Origin of the sequence: Streptococcus sp. SPS1 (genome assembly GCF_030439915.1) — a bacterium.
Classification (GTDB): domain Bacteria; phylum Bacillota; class Bacilli; order Lactobacillales; family Streptococcaceae; genus Streptococcus.
In genome coordinates this window covers 17,080-31,930 of record NZ_JAQFJG010000016.1, presented here as the reverse complement: position 1 = coordinate 31,930, position 14,851 = coordinate 17,080, and the positions used below count along the sequence as shown (strand labels likewise).

19 protein-coding genes and 1 tRNA gene are annotated in these 14,851 nt (G+C 40.6%); 4 read left to right on the top strand and 16 right to left on the bottom strand.

The annotated features are described in order from the left end of the window. The coding region (locus PCY12_RS09625; protein ID WP_301352706.1) for a YSIRK-type signal peptide-containing protein at nt 1–1,544 on the bottom strand (1,544 nt) is incomplete at its 3' end. Nucleotides 1,545–1,629: 85 nt separating this feature from the next. Between PCY12_RS09625 and PCY12_RS09620 the strand changes: the two genes are divergently transcribed. Beyond that, complete coding sequence (locus PCY12_RS09620; protein ID WP_301352704.1) at nt 1,630–1,899, top strand: hypothetical protein; 270 nt, start codon at nt 1,630–1,632, stop codon at nt 1,897–1,899. Here the strand turns inward: PCY12_RS09620 and PCY12_RS09615 are convergent. The 4 genes from PCY12_RS09615 to hprK are packed head-to-tail and all read right to left on the bottom strand — an operon-like array spanning nt 1,880 to nt 4,390. Continuing rightward, nucleotides 1,880–2,275 (bottom strand): YtxH domain-containing protein, encoded by a 396-nt coding sequence (locus PCY12_RS09615; protein WP_301352702.1) that lies wholly within the window; start codon nt 2,273–2,275, stop codon nt 1,880–1,882. The genes PCY12_RS09620 and PCY12_RS09615 overlap by 20 nt on opposite strands. 14 nt (nt 2,276–2,289) lie before the next feature. Beyond that, nucleotides 2,290–2,673, bottom strand: coding sequence for a DUF948 domain-containing protein (locus tag PCY12_RS09610; RefSeq protein ID WP_173214058.1), 384 nt, complete (start codon nt 2,671–2,673; stop codon nt 2,290–2,292). After that, nucleotides 2,674–3,462 carry a prolipoprotein diacylglyceryl transferase gene (gene lgt / locus PCY12_RS09605; protein WP_173214056.1) on the bottom strand — a complete coding sequence of 263 codons (789 nt, stop codon included), beginning with the start codon at nt 3,460–3,462 and terminating at the stop codon, nt 2,674–2,676. Next, complete coding sequence (gene hprK / locus PCY12_RS09600) at nt 3,455–4,390, bottom strand: HPr(Ser) kinase/phosphatase (RefSeq protein ID WP_301352701.1); 936 nt, start codon at nt 4,388–4,390, stop codon at nt 3,455–3,457. Before hprK ends, lgt begins: the two co-directional genes overlap by 8 nt. Nucleotides 4,391–4,486: 96 nt before the next feature. Here hprK and PCY12_RS09595 point away from each other — a divergent pair, with 96 nt between their 5' ends. After that, nucleotides 4,487–4,645, top strand: coding sequence for a hypothetical protein (locus PCY12_RS09595; protein ID WP_301352700.1), 159 nt, complete (start codon nt 4,487–4,489; stop codon nt 4,643–4,645). Between the two features lie 70 nt (nt 4,646–4,715). Here the strand turns inward: PCY12_RS09595 and rpsU are convergent, their stop codons facing one another. Further along, nucleotides 4,716–4,892, bottom strand: a complete 177-nt coding sequence (gene rpsU / locus PCY12_RS09590; protein ID WP_000048054.1) for a 30S ribosomal protein S21 — start codon at nt 4,890–4,892, stop codon at nt 4,716–4,718. Between the two features lie 138 nt (nt 4,893–5,030). Continuing rightward, the gene (locus tag PCY12_RS09585; RefSeq protein ID WP_173261945.1) at nt 5,031–5,738 is read right to left on the bottom strand and encodes a glucosamine-6-phosphate deaminase; all 708 of its coding nucleotides are present in this window, start codon (nt 5,736–5,738) and stop codon (nt 5,031–5,033) included. Nucleotides 5,739–5,888: 150 nt separating this feature from the next. Here PCY12_RS09585 and queA point away from each other — a divergent pair, with 150 nt between their 5' ends. After that, nucleotides 5,889–6,917 (top strand): tRNA preQ1(34) S-adenosylmethionine ribosyltransferase-isomerase QueA, encoded by a 1,029-nt coding sequence (queA, locus tag PCY12_RS09580; protein WP_057487667.1) that lies wholly within the window; start codon nt 5,889–5,891, stop codon nt 6,915–6,917. A gap of 76 nt (nt 6,918–6,993) precedes the next feature. Here the strand turns inward: queA and PCY12_RS09575 are convergent, their stop codons facing one another. The 5 genes from PCY12_RS09575 to PCY12_RS09555 form a co-directional block, all read right to left on the bottom strand. Beyond that, nucleotides 6,994–7,854 (bottom strand): YihY/virulence factor BrkB family protein, encoded by an 861-nt coding sequence (locus PCY12_RS09575; protein WP_301352698.1) that lies wholly within the window; start codon nt 7,852–7,854, stop codon nt 6,994–6,996. Between the two features lie 178 nt (nt 7,855–8,032). Further along, a complete protein-coding gene (locus tag PCY12_RS09570) occupies nt 8,033–10,087 on the bottom strand; it encodes a sodium:proton antiporter (RefSeq protein WP_301352696.1) in 2,055 nt (684 codons plus the stop codon). An 11-nt stretch (nt 10,088–10,098) separates the two neighbouring features. Further along, the gene (locus PCY12_RS09565; protein WP_301352695.1) at nt 10,099–10,353 is read right to left on the bottom strand and encodes a hypothetical protein; all 255 of its coding nucleotides are present in this window, start codon (nt 10,351–10,353) and stop codon (nt 10,099–10,101) included. After that, nucleotides 10,346–10,903, bottom strand: coding sequence for a class I SAM-dependent methyltransferase (locus PCY12_RS09560; protein ID WP_301352693.1), 558 nt, complete (start codon nt 10,901–10,903; stop codon nt 10,346–10,348). Before PCY12_RS09560 ends, PCY12_RS09565 begins: the two co-directional genes overlap by 8 nt. Then, nucleotides 10,887–11,843, bottom strand: coding sequence for a TIGR01212 family radical SAM protein (locus PCY12_RS09555; protein WP_301352692.1), 957 nt, complete (start codon nt 11,841–11,843; stop codon nt 10,887–10,889). Before PCY12_RS09555 ends, PCY12_RS09560 begins: the two co-directional genes overlap by 17 nt. Before the next feature lie 91 nt (nt 11,844–11,934). Between PCY12_RS09555 and PCY12_RS09550 the strand changes: the two genes are divergently transcribed. Then, nucleotides 11,935–12,294 carry a DUF3397 family protein gene (locus tag PCY12_RS09550; protein WP_012972478.1) on the top strand — a complete coding sequence of 120 codons (360 nt, stop codon included), beginning with the start codon at nt 11,935–11,937 and terminating at the stop codon, nt 12,292–12,294. A gap of 278 nt (nt 12,295–12,572) precedes the next feature. On the opposite strand, the gene PCY12_RS09545 is transcribed toward PCY12_RS09550, so the two are convergent. The 4 genes from PCY12_RS09545 to PCY12_RS09530 all read right to left on the bottom strand — a co-directional run bounded on the left by PCY12_RS09545 (nt 12,573) and on the right by PCY12_RS09530 (nt 14,850). Further along, the gene (locus PCY12_RS09545) at nt 12,573–12,881 is read right to left on the bottom strand and encodes a hypothetical protein (protein WP_173276871.1); all 309 of its coding nucleotides are present in this window, start codon (nt 12,879–12,881) and stop codon (nt 12,573–12,575) included. A gap of 190 nt (nt 12,882–13,071) precedes the next feature. Beyond that, nucleotides 13,072–13,144 (bottom strand) — tRNA-Thr (locus PCY12_RS09540). 100 nt (nt 13,145–13,244) lie between these two features. Continuing rightward, complete coding sequence (locus tag PCY12_RS09535) at nt 13,245–14,030, bottom strand: ABC transporter permease (RefSeq protein WP_301352690.1); 786 nt, start codon at nt 14,028–14,030, stop codon at nt 13,245–13,247. 1 nt (nt 14,031) lies between these two features. Next, a complete protein-coding gene (locus PCY12_RS09530) occupies nt 14,032–14,850 on the bottom strand; it encodes an ABC-2 family transporter protein (RefSeq protein WP_301352689.1) in 819 nt (272 codons plus the stop codon). Nucleotide 14,851 lies beyond the last annotated feature (1 nt).

Genomic DNA, 14,851 nt, shown 5'->3' with positions numbered 1-14,851 from the left:
AGTTTTTTTAACAGGCTAGGAAAAGCCCTATTAGACACCACGGATTTGTATTGTTCATCTTCATTATAAGCTAAACTTCTTTTTCTGTCATGAGTTAGCAGGCTCTGCCTGCTTAGAGTTTTTTTAGAAATACCGTCTAATCCATTTGGTCTTGGTCCTGAATCTAAGATCCAGTAATAATATCTTTTCCCATCTTTTTCAATACGTTCTTCACGGTAAACACGAATGTTCTCATACGCTTGATCAGCAGTCCCTTTACTTACGAAAGCATATTGCTTCGTATCTGGCGAATATACATCACGGTGTGAGTAGTCAATCATCGGGTTTTTAGTCCAACCAACCCCAAAGTCTGTTACTTTTGTTTCACGAACCGTACTTGTCCCGCGAGCAACTTCTTTGCCATTTTTAGTTACTACTGCTGTAACAACAGCATCTTTTACCATCAAATTAGTATCTACATCAACTGTGAAATATCCATTTGTTTGGGATTTAGTGTTATAAGTTTTTTCTCCAACTGTTACTTTAACATCAGCTTCTGCCGCTGTATATCCATCGACTTGAGCAATATAAGCTAAACTGTCGTTAAAAGTTACTGTATCTGTTTGTTTTACTGTAGTAGTAGCAACAGTCTGTCTATTAACCACTAATTCAACTGTATCTCCAACTTCAATACCTGGAGCATTTAATTTGAAAGCTCCCGAATCATCAAGTGTAGTAGTCACTACTGTTTGACCATTTCTCTTAATCTCAATTGTTGAAGATGGTGTTGCATACCCTGTAATAAATCCAGAGTTGGCTACAACAATTCCTAGCTCCCCACGATTAGTTGTAGTATCAATGGGGACTGATCTGAAATCAGAACCTTCTTTCGTCTTATCTCCATTACGTGGACCACGAGAACCTGAATCAGCAATTGTATTTTCCCCTTCTATTTTCTCAGGAGAATCAACCTTAGGCATTGAACGTAAAATAAAGATTTGCTCTTCTAACTTTTTAGTTGCCGCATCAATTTCCGCTTGTGTCAACTCAAGACTATTGTTATTAAGCACACTATTAGCTGTTTCTAAATCTGCCTGGATTGCAGCAAGGGTTGAAGCTGGAGCTTTTTCCTTGTTGACCTTATCCAAGAGTCCTTGAACTTCTGTAATTTTCTCTTGTAATTTCGTTTTATCTAGTGTTTGTTTTTCTCCTACTTCTGTATTAATGGTAGTAGTTCTATTTTCAGATAAATTATCAGTTGAATTTCTAGTTAATTCCCCTGACGTATTCGTATCAGTGCTTAATAAATTTGTAGTTCGATTATCTTCTGCTTTAGGTTTAGACAAATTGACTGCTGCAGAATCGTTGTCCTCTTTCTTAGATGACTCCGTCTTATCTGAAATTTGAGCAGCTTCAACTCGGGCAGCCTGATGCCCAGACAAAAACAGTAGTGCCGCAACAGCTACTGAAGCTGCACCAAAGCTATATTTACGAATAGAAAAGCGTAAAACCTTTTCACGTTGGTGACGCTCTACTCTATTTATTGAATCCAATTTCTTTCCCATGGCTTCTCCTTAAATAAAAAAATATAAAATAAAAAGCAATTCTTATAGCTAAACTCCTAATAGAGTATATCTACAAAAATTCACCATGATGATATATTTAAACATCACAGCTATCACAGCCATCACAGCCATCACAGCCATCACAGCCATCACAGCCATCACAGCCATCACAGCCATCACAGCCATCACAGCTCAATTATACCAGTTTTACTATATTTACACAAATATAAAACGATTTATTCTATCAAATAAAGTTAAAAATTTTTATTTATTTATAAAATATCAACATATTATATCATTCCAAACAAAAAGAGAGGTTTCCCTCTCTGTCAAATCTAGATTTTTTCTTCTTTGATATCAATCACAATCTCTTCTAATTCATCAAGAGTTTCGGCCTTTTCTTGCCATTGCTCTTTGAGATTATTGAATCGATCTTTTGATGCTTCTGTCGCTTGGCGAGCACATGATTTGGCTTGAGCAAGGATGCTGTCCACAGTGATTTCACCTGACTCAACCTGTTCTTTGGTTTTCAGAACAAAATCTGTAGCTTGCTCCTTAACTTCTGTCAGTTTTTCACAGACCTGCTCCTTGGCATACTCTGGATCTTCTCTCAAATCATCCAGAAAATCTTGAGCCTGACTGCAAACTTGTTTGCCCTTGTCACTTGTTAAAAACAAGGCAAGAGCTGCACCTGAAACGGTTCCTAAAAGGATTGAGGATAGTTTACCCATAAGGATTCTCCTTTTTATTTTTTGAAAAATTTACTTGCAAGACGAAGAGCTGACAAACTTGCCCCAGTCTTGAGTGTTTTTGAACCAGCTGATGAAGCTTTCTTGCTCAAGACACGCGCATGGTCATTGAGGTCTGAAACAGATAGAGACAAATCTGCAACAGCACTAAAGAGTGGATCAATCGTTGCCATCTTGACATTGATATCATCTGCCAAGACATTGACCTTAGCCAGCAACTCATTGGTATAATGCAAGGTCACATCTACATCTGAAGTTAATGTTTTAATCGTCTTTTCTGTTTCATCGATAACACGTCCAAGCTTTTGCACAGTAATGATTAGATACACTAAAAATACAATCAAAGCAAGGGCTACAAGAATATATGCAACTTCTAACATTTAGTTTTCCTCCTCTGAAATATAGTAAGGGGCCTTCTTTCGATTTTGATATAGAATGATAAAAATACCCAGTCCGATAAGGACAACTGATAGCCATTGCGATACCCGAAGGCCAAAGAACATGAGACTATCTGTCCGCATGCCTTCGATGACCATACGACCGAAACCATACCAAATCAAGTAGAAAGCAGTGATATGACCTCGTCTGAGGCTCTTCCATTTTCGTCTCAATATCAGAATCAAGGCAAAGCCAAGCAGATTCCATAGAGACTCATAAAGGAAAGTCGGTTGACGGTAGCTCCCCTCAATATACATCTGGTCACGGATAAAGCCAGGTAGATAATCCAAATTATCTACTGCTACACCATAGGCTTCTTGGTTAAAGAAATTACCCCAGCGACCCAAACTTTGGGCAATCATGACGCTAGGCGCCGCGATATCTAGGAAATCCCAAGTGTTAATGAGTTTACGATCAGCAAAGATATAGAGGACAAGAGCCCCTGTAATCAAACCGCCATAAATGGCCAAACCACCATTCCAAATGGCAAAAATCTCTCCGACATTCTGACTATAATAATCAAAACGGAAAATGACATAGTAGAGACGAGCTCCTAAAATAGCCAAAGGAAAGGCTATCAAGATAAAATCTAAAATATCGTCTGGTATAATCTTCTTTCTAGGCGCTTCTTTCATGGTCAAATAAACCGCAAGAATCAAGCCTGTCACAATACACAAGGCATACCAACGAATGGCTAGGGGTCCTAGTTGAATAGCAATTGGATCAAGCATTTTGCACCTCATTTCGAGCGATGAGATTTGTCAAGCGTTCTTCGAACAAACGAGTCGCATCAAAGCCCATTTCCTTTGCACGATAATTCATGGCAGCAGCCTCAATCACGACAGAAATATTACGACCTGTTTTAACTGGAATACGGATACGAGGAATGGCTACGCCAGAAATTTCGAGTTCCTCTGGATTATTGCCAAGACGATCAAAAGTTTTATGCGTATCGTAATTTTCCAAATAGACAGCAAGCTGAACCTGTGAAGAATCCTTGACAGCACTGGCACCGTAGAGACTCATAACATCGATAATCCCAACCCCACGAATTTCAATCAGGTGTCTCAAGATTTCAGCCGGTTCACCCCAAAGAGTAATCTCATCCTTGGCAAAGATATCGACCCGGTCATCAGCTACCAAGCGGTGACCACGTTTGACAAGCTCTAAACCTGTCTCACTCTTACCGATTCCACTATCTCCCTGAATCAAGACACCCATCCCATAGATATCCATCAAGACTCCATGCACACTGGTCCGTTCTGCCAAACGAGAATCCAGATAGCTAGATAACTCTCCAGACAAACGACTAGTAGCCGTACGGCTGGTTAAAATGGCAATCTTACATTCTCTGGCTGCCTTTAACATCTCCTCTGGAACCACCAAACCACGGGCAACAATGACCGCAGGTGTCTCAGGTAGAAACATTTTTTTCAAAACTTCATAACGGCTGTTGGAAGGCATGCTAATCAGATAAGACCACTCCTTCATCCCCAAGAGCTGAATCCGCTCTGGCGTGTAGTAGTCAAAGTAGCCTGTCATTTCAAGACCAGGTCGCGTAATATCCGCTGTATTGATTTCCTTTTCAAGCAATTCTGGTTCGCCATAGACAATGTCTAGTCTAAGCTTTTCAATCACTTCTTTTACTAAAACCGACATCATTTCCTCCTTCAATCGAGTTCTTTTTACTATTATATCAAATTGTAAGAGGATATTTGAGATTTTTGCAGGATTTGGAGTATTTATTTATACTCAATGAAAATCAAAGAGCAAACTAGGAAACTAGCCGTAGGCTGCTCAAAACACTGTTTTGAGGTTGTATATAAGACTGACGAAGTCAGCTCAAAGCACTGCTTTGAGGTTGTGGATAGAACTGACGAAGTCAGTCACATACATACGGCAAGGCGACGTTGACGTGGTTTGAAGAGATTTTCGAAGAGTATTAAAAGAAAAAGGACTAGATTTCTCTAGCCTTTCATTTCAATTAGAATTTTTTACGTTTACGAGCTGCTTCTGATTTACGTTTACGTTTTACAGAAGGTTTTTCATAGAATTCACGTTTGCGTGTTTCTTGAAGAGTACCAGCTTTAGTAACCGCACGTTTGAAACGACGAAGTGCGTCGTCAAGAGATTCATTCTTACGTACTACTGTTTTAGACATTTTTTTCACTCCCTTCAAGTTCAATATCTATTTTATTCTACACGTAAAAGGAATAATTGTCAAGCAAAAATGCGGTTTAATTTTGATTTTTTCTTACATTTATACAAGAGTTGAAAGCGTTCAATAGAACATTGCTTTTTATTTTTCAAGTAAGCTGAGCGCTTCAGCATCCGCAATAATGGTCACATCAGGGTGATTTTGGAGGCTACTTGCTGGTAGATTCTCAGTCACCGGTCCTGATACTGTTCCAGCGATGGCTTCTGCTTTTGACTCACCGTAAGCAAAGAGAAGGATAGACTTGGCATCCAAGATATTCTTAATCCCCATTGAAATGGCTTGGGTTGGGACGTCTTCAATCTTGTCAAAGAAACGTGCGTTTGCTTCGATAGTAGACTGGTCCAGTTCGACTAGATGCGTTTGACTGTCAAATGGAGTACCAGGTTCATTAAATCCGATATGTCCATTGCGACCGATTCCCAAGATTTGGAGGTCAACTGGATGGTCAGCCAAAATTTGGTTGTAGCGTTCAACTTCAGCTTCAGCATTGTCCTTAACACCACGAGGCAAGAAACTTTCTTTAAATGGTTTTTGGTTGAACAAGTTTTCTTGCATGAAGTGACGATAAGACTGAGGATTGTCGCCTTCAAGGCCTACATACTCATCAAGGTTGACACTGGTTAGATTTGAAAAATCAAGGTCACTCTCAACAATTTCCTTGTAAAATTCAAGTGGACTGCTTCCTGTCGCAAGTCCTAGAGTTTGAGCGCCGTTGGCCAATTTTTCCTTCAAAATCTCAAAAGCAACTTTTCCACCTTCGATTTGGTTTTCAACTTTAATAACTTTCATCTTTTCATCCTCCATTTCTATCTATATTTATTATATGGTATAGACCAATTTTTGTCAAGTGAAAACGATTTAATTTCTAAAAAAAGAGCGTCCAAACTTGAAACATGTTATAATGGATAGGATTAGAACTTAGAAAGAATGAACAGATATATGAATACAGCTGATTTTGATTTCCACTTACCCGAGGAATTGATTGCCCAAACGCCCCTTGAAAAACGTGATTCCTCTAAACTCCTCATCGTCAATCGTGAGACGGGAGAAATGCAGGATAAACACTTCCACTCTATTATTGATATGCTGGAACCTGGTGATGCCCTTGTCATGAACGACACCCGCGTTCTCCCTGCCCGCCTCTATGGTCAAAAGGAAGAAACAGGAGGCCATGTGGAACTTCTCCTGCTCAAAAATACTGCTGGAGATGAGTGGGAAGTCCTGGCAAAACCTGCCAAACGCCTCAAAGTTGGCACTCGTGTCAGCTTTGGTGATGGTCGCCTCAGCGCAGTCGTTACGGAAGAATTGACCCACGGGGGCCGCATTGTCCGCTTTGAATACCAAGGAATTTTCCTAGAAGTTTTGGAAAGTCTGGGTGAAATGCCGCTACCGCCTTATATCCATGAAAAACTGGATGACCGTGAACGCTATCAAACAGTTTACGCCAAGGAAAGTGGCTCTGCTGCTGCACCTACTGCTGGTCTTCATTTCACCAAAGAACTACTGGCAGAAATCCAAGCTAAGGGTGTTCATCTGGTTTATCTGACTCTTCATGTCGGACTCGGAACCTTTAGACCCGTTTCAGTTGACAATCTGGACGAACACGAAATGCACTCAGAATTCTACCAACTTTCTGAGGAAGCTGCTGCCACCCTTCGCTCTGTTAAGGAAAATGGTGGTCGCGTCATCGCTGTCGGAACCACTTCTATCCGCACCTTGGAGACTATTGGTTCCAAGTTTGATGGGCAAATCCAAGCAGATTCTGGCTGGACCAATATCTTTATCAAACCTGGGTATGAGTGGAAGGTCGTGGATGCCTTCTCAACCAACTTCCACCTGCCAAAATCAACTCTGGTCATGTTGGTTTCTGCCTTTGCAGGCCGTGAATTAGTCTTAGATGCCTACCACCATGCCATCCAAGAACACTACCGCTTCTTCAGTTTCGGTGATGCCATGTTTATTTATTAATTGTCATAATCAAAAAGCGCATATTATCAGGTATTATAAAACCTTGATAGTATGCGCTTTTGTAATGGATAAATAGTTAGTCTTTTTTAAAGGCCGGATCTTTCAAACTCTGCACACTGGCATTGATAACCGCGCCTAGGATAACAATTTTAGCAATCAAGATAAACCAAAACATCATAACAACAAGAAGAACTGAACCTAAAATTCGGACGTCCACTAAATGATGGACATAGTAATTGAGATAACTAGAGAACAGAGTTAGTAGAACTAAAATCACTAAGAGAACAAAGGCACTGCCTGGTAGGGTATAACTAAGTTTCCTGTTAGATAGATTGGGAAGAAAATAATAAAGCATGACCAAGATAGCAAAGAGGAGAGCGTAAGTCAGAGGACCTGCCAAACCTTGTAAAGCCTGATAGATAATGCCATCTTTTGTCCAATAATGAGCAAGTAAATCCAAAATCATCTGCCCAAACAAACTCAAAAACAAGGCAAAAGCAAAGAGGAGCTGTAAACCAAAACTGACTAGGAGACTTACCATCTGATGGGAAATAAGTCCACGACTCTTTTCGACGCCATAAGCCTTGTTAAAAGCTTTTTGCAAGAAATTCATAGATTTTGAAAAACTCCATAACGCCGATAAAACAGAAAAACTCAATAAACCTGTTGAAGGTTGCGTCAAGACTTCTCTGGCTATTTTTTCCACACCTTCATATAGGCTTGGGGGCAGGACGTCTTTCACAAATCCCAGAAATTCTCCCACAGGAATCTGGAAATAGGGGAGGATATTGACCACCACCAAAAGCAGGGGGAAAATCGAAATCAACCAATAGTAGGCTACTGCGACACTGGTCAACTCACTATCTGATGCTTGATAATAATACAAAAAAGCTTTTAATAAAGGCTTGTCTATCAGCTCTTTCCACCACTTTTTCATGTCACACTCCTTCACTTACAATCTTATACTCAATGAAAATCAAAGAGCAAACTAGGAAGCTAGCCGCAGGTTGCTCAAAGCCCTGCTTTGAGGTTGTAGATGAAACTGACGAAGTCAGTCACATATATAATCCAAGGCGACGCTGACGTGGTTTGAAGAGATTTTCGAAGAGTATTAACTAATTTCTTCTTACCAATTCCACCATATCATAAGGCAGGGTATTGGCAGCTTCCTTCAAGGAATAGTTCTCTAAGTTATTGACATTTTGTCGTAATTTCTTGGCATACTTGGTCGTAATCAATCGTTTTTCTTCGTATTCGAAAATCAACTTGCGCTCCAGATAATATCCTCTCAGCATTTCATCGATATTGTTAGGCTTAACGCGATTGATAACCCGTTCGACAAAGGCACCACTGGTGATAATAGCTGTTTCTCGAAGACGGGACTCCTGCATAAAACTAATCAAAGAGCGTCTATAGACTCCCTTCAGGTTTTCCAAACTTTCAATAATCATCTCTGTATTGGCAAGATAGAGCTCTGCAATTTGGTCATAATCAAGAGCACGGAGACGGCTTTGCTCCTTGTCCTTCCAACTACGGAAGGTCTTTCCGAGAGTAAAAACTTCATGAAGGAGAAAACGTAAAATCCGCAAAGAAACAAGGAAATAATAGGTCAATCGTGACGCAAACTTACGATTGATTCCTCGTTCTATATTTTTCAGATAACGTTGGTAAACTCGGTAAGCACGATTGCTAATGTTCCCCTCTTCATAGGCCTGTTCCAATCCATCACTTTCAATACTAAGAATCAAGAGTTTCAAAGCAGCCCAGTCTTCTTGAGCCCCCTTATTTTCTTGACTCAGGATGAGATTTTCAATACGTCCATGGTAATTGTCAATAGCCGCATAGAGAGGGAGCTTATTTCTCGTGCCTTCCAACTCTTTTTCCAACTCTAGCGTTACTTCATTCAAAATGGCAATATGCATGAGATAATCCTTGCTTTCTTCCTGTTCATCCGAAAGATGGGGCAAGACCAAGAGACCTGTTAAAAAGCTTACAAGTGTCACACCTGCGACGAGGAAAAGTAAGAGAGGATACTCCTGCTCTAGATTACTTGGTATCAGAAGAATCGTAGCAATCGACACCGTTCCCTTAACACCTGAGAAGGTCAAGAGAAGCATGTCCTTCATATACTTATTTAGCTTTTTCTTGAGACGTCGGGTCCTATAGGCATAATAGCCATAAATCATGACAAAACGAATGGCAAAGAGGACAAAGGTAAGGGCAACAAGAGATCCCAATAACAGTAAGGGATTATAGATTGGATTGGTCAAGATAGGCTCTGCTATCATTTCCAGCTCCATCCCTAAAATCACAAAGACAGAACCGTTGAGCATAAAGTTGACTGTGTGCCAGACCGTCTCGGTCACCGTATCCACTTGGGCTTCGAGGAGCGTAATTTTCTTAAAACGGCTTGCCTTTAAAATCCCAGCAACCACAACGGCGATAATCCCTGAAACGTGTACCTCTTCTGCTAGAAAGAAGGTCACCAGAGGCAAACTCAATTCCAGAAGGAGCTCACTAGCAATATCTGTTGCTCTCACACTTAGCAAGAAGGTATGGAGAAAACGGTTGGTCATGGCTGTTAAAAAGCCAATCAAAAAACCGCCTAGGATTGAAAAGATGAGCGAACTACTCGCTTGCCTAAGGGAAAAAGCTCCTGTTGTCCAAGCTGTCAAAGCTACCTGAAAAGCCACCAAACCAGAAGCATCATTCAAAAGTCCTTCACCCTTAAGGATATTGGAGACGCGCTTAGGAAAGCTAAAGCGCTCCGAAAGAGAGGCAAAGGCCACCAAGTCCGTTGGCCCAAGGGCTGCCCCAACAGCCAAGCAAGCCGCCAAGGGAAGGCTGAGCCAAAGAAGATGGGCCAAGCCACCTAAACTCAGGGTCGAGATAAAAATCACTGGAAATATGAGATAGACAATAATTCGCCAGTGTTTTAAAATAGCTGTAATATCCGCTTCTTCGGACTCTCGGAAAAGCAAGGGCCCAATAACCAGTGCCAAAAACAACTCCGTATTGAGATGAAAGTCGGTATTGGGTAAAAAGAGACCAATCACAATTCCCAAAAGAATCTGCACCAAAGGGAGAGGCAAAAAGGGCAGGAGCTTATTGGTTGTACTCGAGACAATCAAGACCAGTAAAAATAGGATGAGGTAAATCAGTAATTCCACGCACGCCCTCCTTAATCTTTTTTACAACAAGATTCAAAAATCTCCTTCTGCTCTTTGATTTTTTGGTCAATCTTGGAACAATCTTTGTGCTCAATTTTTCTCTGGCACCGTTCCATTTCAAGAGCAACTAATTTTTTCTTGATTTTATGCATTTTTTTGCTCATATGTGCTTGGTCTAGCACGCCCACCGCTCGTTCGTGATGGGTTGACTCGACAAAATTCTGGCGCATGGCATCCAGCTTTTCACGTAGGTATTGTTTATCCATGTCTATATCTCTCTAATTTTTCAATCATTACTAAAAACGGTGGGTTGTTGACTTGATTAAGAGTTCGGTAAATAGCAACTGTGTACTCTTGTTGGTTCAACTGTCCAACAAAATCCAAGACAGCATCCCTCTCGAGGTCGCCTCCTTCATGACCATAGTAGATCATGATAGCAATTCGTCCACCTTTGACAAGCAAATGACACAGCTTTTCTAATGCTTCAATAGTTGTCTGAGGTCGGGTGATGACAGACTTATCAGCTGATGGCAAATAGCCCAGATTGAAAATTCCTGCCTTGGCTTCTGTCACAAACTGGTCTAGTGTCTCATGGCCTTGCAAGATTAACTGGGCATTTCTCATTCCAGCCTGGTTCAAACGCTCTTGCGTCTTTTCCAAGGCTTGTTCCTGAATATCAAAGGAATAGACTTTCTTGGCTAGTTTGGCTAGAAAAAGCGTGTCATGACCATTTCCCATAGTCGCATCCACTACGATATCATCCTGAGTCACTACCTCAGCCAAAAAATCATGTGCCATCTCAAGTGGTCTTTTCATTTTCAAACTCCTGTTTTACAGCCTTGCATCCTTGCACACTTCCACGACGTCGCATTTCAGTTTCAATAGCATTTAGAACTTCCCATTTATTGAGGCTCCACATAGGGCCAATCAGCATATCCCTAGGTGCATCTCCTGTGATGCGATGGATGACGATATGCTTGGGAATGATTTCCAGTTGGTCACAGATGACCTTGACATATTCGTCCTGACTCATCAACTGCAAGCGTCCTTCGTGGTAATCTCGTTGCATACGTGTATTGGTCATCAGGTGAAGCAAATGCAGTTTAATCCCTTGAATATTGTTATCCGTGACACAGCGACGAACATTTTCAATCATCATTTCATGTGTTTCGCCAGGAAGTCCATTGATCAAATGGGAAACAATCTCAATCTTGGGATACTTTCTCAAACGCTTGACCGTTTCTACGTACAATTCATAGGAATGAGCACGGTTAATCAGGTCAGAGGTTGTTTCATAAGTGGTCTGTAAGCCCAATTCTACCGTCACATGCATGCGCTCCGATAACTCAGCCAAATATTCAATGGTTTCGTCTGGTAAACAGTCTGGGCGCGTTCCGATATTGATTCCTACCACACCTGGCTCGTTGATAGCCTGTTCATAGCGCTCTCGAATAACTTCCACCTTTTCATGGGTATTGGTAAAATTTTGAAAATAAACCAGATACTTCTGCACATCTGGCCACTTGCGGTGCATAAAGTCAATTTCCTTATAAAATTGCTCACGGATAGGCGAATCTGGTGCTACAATAGCATCTCCAGAACCTGAAACCGTACAAAAAGTACAGCCTCCATGAGCCACAGTCCCATCACGATTGGGACAGTCAAACCCCGCATCAATAGGGACTTTAAAAGTCTTTTCTCCAAAAAGTTTTCGATAATAATCATTCAAGGTATTATAAGATTTCATAACTTTCATTATAACAAAAATCACCCACAATCTCAAAAGCCTGACTTTCCTATAAATTCCTCTGTTTCTCGTTTCCATTAGCCATTTTTTATGATACAATATGGATATGATTTTAATGAAATTAGCATCTATTTTATTATTGATACTGACCTTAGTCGTCTGCATTATCATAACCAAACTTTTTAGATTAAAAAAACTAGGACGAAACTTTGCGGATTTGGCTTTTCCAGTCTTGGTATTTGAGTATTACTTAATTACAGCTAAAACCTTTACCCATAATTTCCTCCCTAGACTAGGCCTAGCCCTCTCACTCCTAGCCATTATTCTCGTCTTTTTCTTCCTTTTAAAAAAACGCAGCTTTTACTATCCTAAATTCATCAAATTCTTCTGGCGTGCAGGATTCTTATTAACCCTTGTCATGTATATAGAGATGATTGTTGAATTGATGGCTCAGAAATAAAAAAATGAAATCAAAAACACCTCAATCAAGCTGAAATACAGTGATTGAAGTGTTTTTTCTTTATATCTTTTTTAATAATTCTTATACTCAATGAAAATCAAAAAGCAAACTAGGAAGCTAGCCGCAGGCTGCTAAAAGCACTGCTTTTAGGTTGTAGATAGAACTGACGAAGTCAGCTCAAAACACTGTTTTGAGGTTGTGGATAGAACTGACGAAGTCAGTAACCATATATACGGCAAGGCGAAGCTGACGTGGTTTGAAGAGATTTTCGAAGAGTATTATTTTCCTTCTTTATCAGGAAGGAGGTAACCAATACCTACACAGGCCAGCACACCTGCTCCAATCACCAAGCCGCTTGAAATTGGCACAAGGTCCAAAATTGCATTTGCGATGATAAAGGCAATAATGAAACACATCAGACTAGCCTTGTAATCCTTTTTCAAAAGATTCTCTAGAGTGAAAAAGAGGAACAAGCCTACCGGAATCAGTGACCATAGGTTGACATCCAAATTTGGCCATCCAACAGAACCAAAATACACTACTGTCGCTGCTGCTAGTAAAAATACAATCCCTAATAATTTTTTCATTTCTTTATCTCCAATTTCTTTTTTAGGAACTTGAGTTATCTGATAGTGACGCCTCCTGTTCCTTACAAAAATCATTATAGCAGAGGTCAGTTTCAAGAACAAGTTCTTTTGCCTATCTGGTCTCTATACCGGTCTAAGTGGTCTGATTTTCTTTAAAAAGAAAAAGAAGCCCTAATGAGCTTCTTCACTTTGCCGATTGCAGGGATCGAACCTGTGACCTAGGCTTTACGAGTGCCTTGCTCTACCAACTGAGCTAAATCGGCGATTACACTTACAGTATAGCACTCTGAGAATAGATGTCAAGGAATTTTCATCTCTATTAGAAAAAGCCTGTCCTGAGACAAGGCTTTGAGTTTCTTCATCTTAGGACCCAGCACTTTCGTAAGAATCCAAGCCCCTGTCCCAGAGTTTAAGGGAAATACCAAAAAAGACAAGGGAAATCAAAATCAAACCTCCGATGTTAAAGATTACATCCTTGTTCTGCAAGAAATAGCTGGCAGGATAGTAGGCCGTAAAGGCAAAAGGTACAATAAAACTGATTAACCAACGAAGAAGAGAATTGTAAATCGAAATCGGGTACTTGGCAAAGTCATTGAACATATAAAAAATGTAAATCATAGCACCTGACTGCTTGGTCCAAAAAGCGATACTAGCTGTCGCAATTTTCAAGGAAGTATAAATCAAGGTCGCAAAAGGAATGCAGACTAGGAAAAGCAGGAATTTTGGAAGAGTCCAAGCAATGCTTGATACTGTTGTCGCTAGTAAAATTCCACCGACCAAAAGTTCACCCAAGGCATCAATCTGAAAGGTCTCGACTAGGATGTGGAAGAGGGGATTGATAGGACGAGTCAGATACTTGTCAAACTCTCCTTTTCGCACTAAGCGTTGCCCCAGTGCCCAGAGATTGTCAAAAAAGAGATGGTCCAGTCCCTTAGGAATCAAGGAAAATCCATAAATAAAGGCAATTTCTTGAAAAGTCCAACCTTCTAGGGATGGGATGTGTTGAAAGATGACATTGAGAAACAAGAGATTCAAGCCTTGAGTCAAGAAAACTCCCAGGACACCAACCACAAAATCCACCTTGTATTCCATGATTTGCTTGATATATTGTCTGATAAAAATCAGATGCATGCGTTGATATTTTTTCATACTAACCTCCCTGAATGGTAATGAATGACTGGACTCGTTTCCAAATCAACTGAGACAAACCCACCATCACTAAGAGCCAGAAAAACTGCAAAGCGAGCGCCTGAAGAATCTGATTGGCATCATATTTCCCAACGATAATCATGACCGGAGTGTAAATCAAGGATGAAAAAGGCAAGAAGGACAGAATATCTGAAACAACCTTTGGAAAGAAAGCCAAGGGAATCAAACTTCCAGACATGAAAGCCACTATGGAAGTCTTAAGTAGGTTGGAACCCCAAAGATTTTTAAACACAAAGGCAGAAAATCCAAAGCAGATATTAAAGAAAAAGTTAATCAGATAGGCGATCGTTAGGCTAAAAAGATAAAGGACAGTTAATCCCAGCACTTCTGCAATCCCTTGCCCAGATAAGATTTTCATTAACACGATGACACTTAAAAATGGCAATCCTACGCTGATAAAAATCAACCACTTGGAACCAAGTTCTGTGAAAAGATAAGAAGCTGCAAAATGCACTGGTCGCAACAAGCGCATGATGATGGAACCATCCTTGACCTCCTCCCCAATCATAAAGGACGAATCTGACCTAGTCAGAAGATTTGTCACAAAACTCATGATGATGTAGAGGGTGATATCCGCCATACTGAAGCCCTGAATCAAAGACTCCTGGGAGGAATCAAAGACTGCCTTCCAGAGATAAAAGGCCACAAAAGCCCCCATGACATCCCCAATCCGATAAAGAATGAAATTGACTCGATAGGTGATCAATTCCTGAACACCTGCATTGATAAAGGGTTTATAACGTCTCCACAATTTGACCATC

Coding starts and splice junctions, on each gene's coding strand:
- PCY12_RS09530 (WP_301352689.1), bottom strand. CDS start 14,850: ATGGTCAAATTGTGGAGACGTTATAAACCCTTTATCAATGCAGGTGTT.
- PCY12_RS09595 (WP_301352700.1), top strand. CDS start 4,487: ATGAAAATCAAAGAGCAAACTAGGAAACTAGCCGTAGGCTGCTCAAAA.
- hprK (WP_301352701.1), bottom strand. CDS start 4,390: ATGTCGGTTTTAGTAAAAGAAGTGATTGAAAAGCTTAGACTAGACATT.
- PCY12_RS09615 (WP_301352702.1), bottom strand. CDS start 2,275: ATGGGTAAACTATCCTCAATCCTTTTAGGAACCGTTTCAGGTGCAGCT.
- queA (WP_057487667.1), top strand. CDS start 5,889: ATGAATACAGCTGATTTTGATTTCCACTTACCCGAGGAATTGATTGCC.
- PCY12_RS09620 (WP_301352704.1), top strand. CDS start 1,630: ATGATGATATATTTAAACATCACAGCTATCACAGCCATCACAGCCATC.
- PCY12_RS09560 (WP_301352693.1), bottom strand. CDS start 10,903: ATGAAAAGACCACTTGAGATGGCACATGATTTTTTGGCTGAGGTAGTG.
- PCY12_RS09565 (WP_301352695.1), bottom strand. CDS start 10,353: ATGGATAAACAATACCTACGTGAAAAGCTGGATGCCATGCGCCAGAAT.
- PCY12_RS09575 (WP_301352698.1), bottom strand. CDS start 7,854: ATGAAAAAGTGGTGGAAAGAGCTGATAGACAAGCCTTTATTAAAAGCT.
- lgt (WP_173214056.1), bottom strand. CDS start 3,462: ATGCTTGATCCAATTGCTATTCAACTAGGACCCCTAGCCATTCGTTGG.
- PCY12_RS09585 (WP_173261945.1), bottom strand. CDS start 5,738: ATGAAAGTTATTAAAGTTGAAAACCAAATCGAAGGTGGAAAAGTTGCT.
- PCY12_RS09545 (WP_173276871.1), bottom strand. CDS start 12,881: ATGAAAAAATTATTAGGGATTGTATTTTTACTAGCAGCAGCGACAGTA.
- PCY12_RS09550 (WP_012972478.1), top strand. CDS start 11,935: ATGGATATGATTTTAATGAAATTAGCATCTATTTTATTATTGATACTG.
- PCY12_RS09535 (WP_301352690.1), bottom strand. CDS start 14,030: ATGAAAAAATATCAACGCATGCATCTGATTTTTATCAGACAATATATC.
- PCY12_RS09555 (WP_301352692.1), bottom strand. CDS start 11,843: ATGAAAGTTATGAAATCTTATAATACCTTGAATGATTATTATCGAAAA.
- PCY12_RS09610 (WP_173214058.1), bottom strand. CDS start 2,673: ATGTTAGAAGTTGCATATATTCTTGTAGCCCTTGCTTTGATTGTATTT.
- rpsU (WP_000048054.1), bottom strand. CDS start 4,892: ATGTCTAAAACAGTAGTACGTAAGAATGAATCTCTTGACGACGCACTT.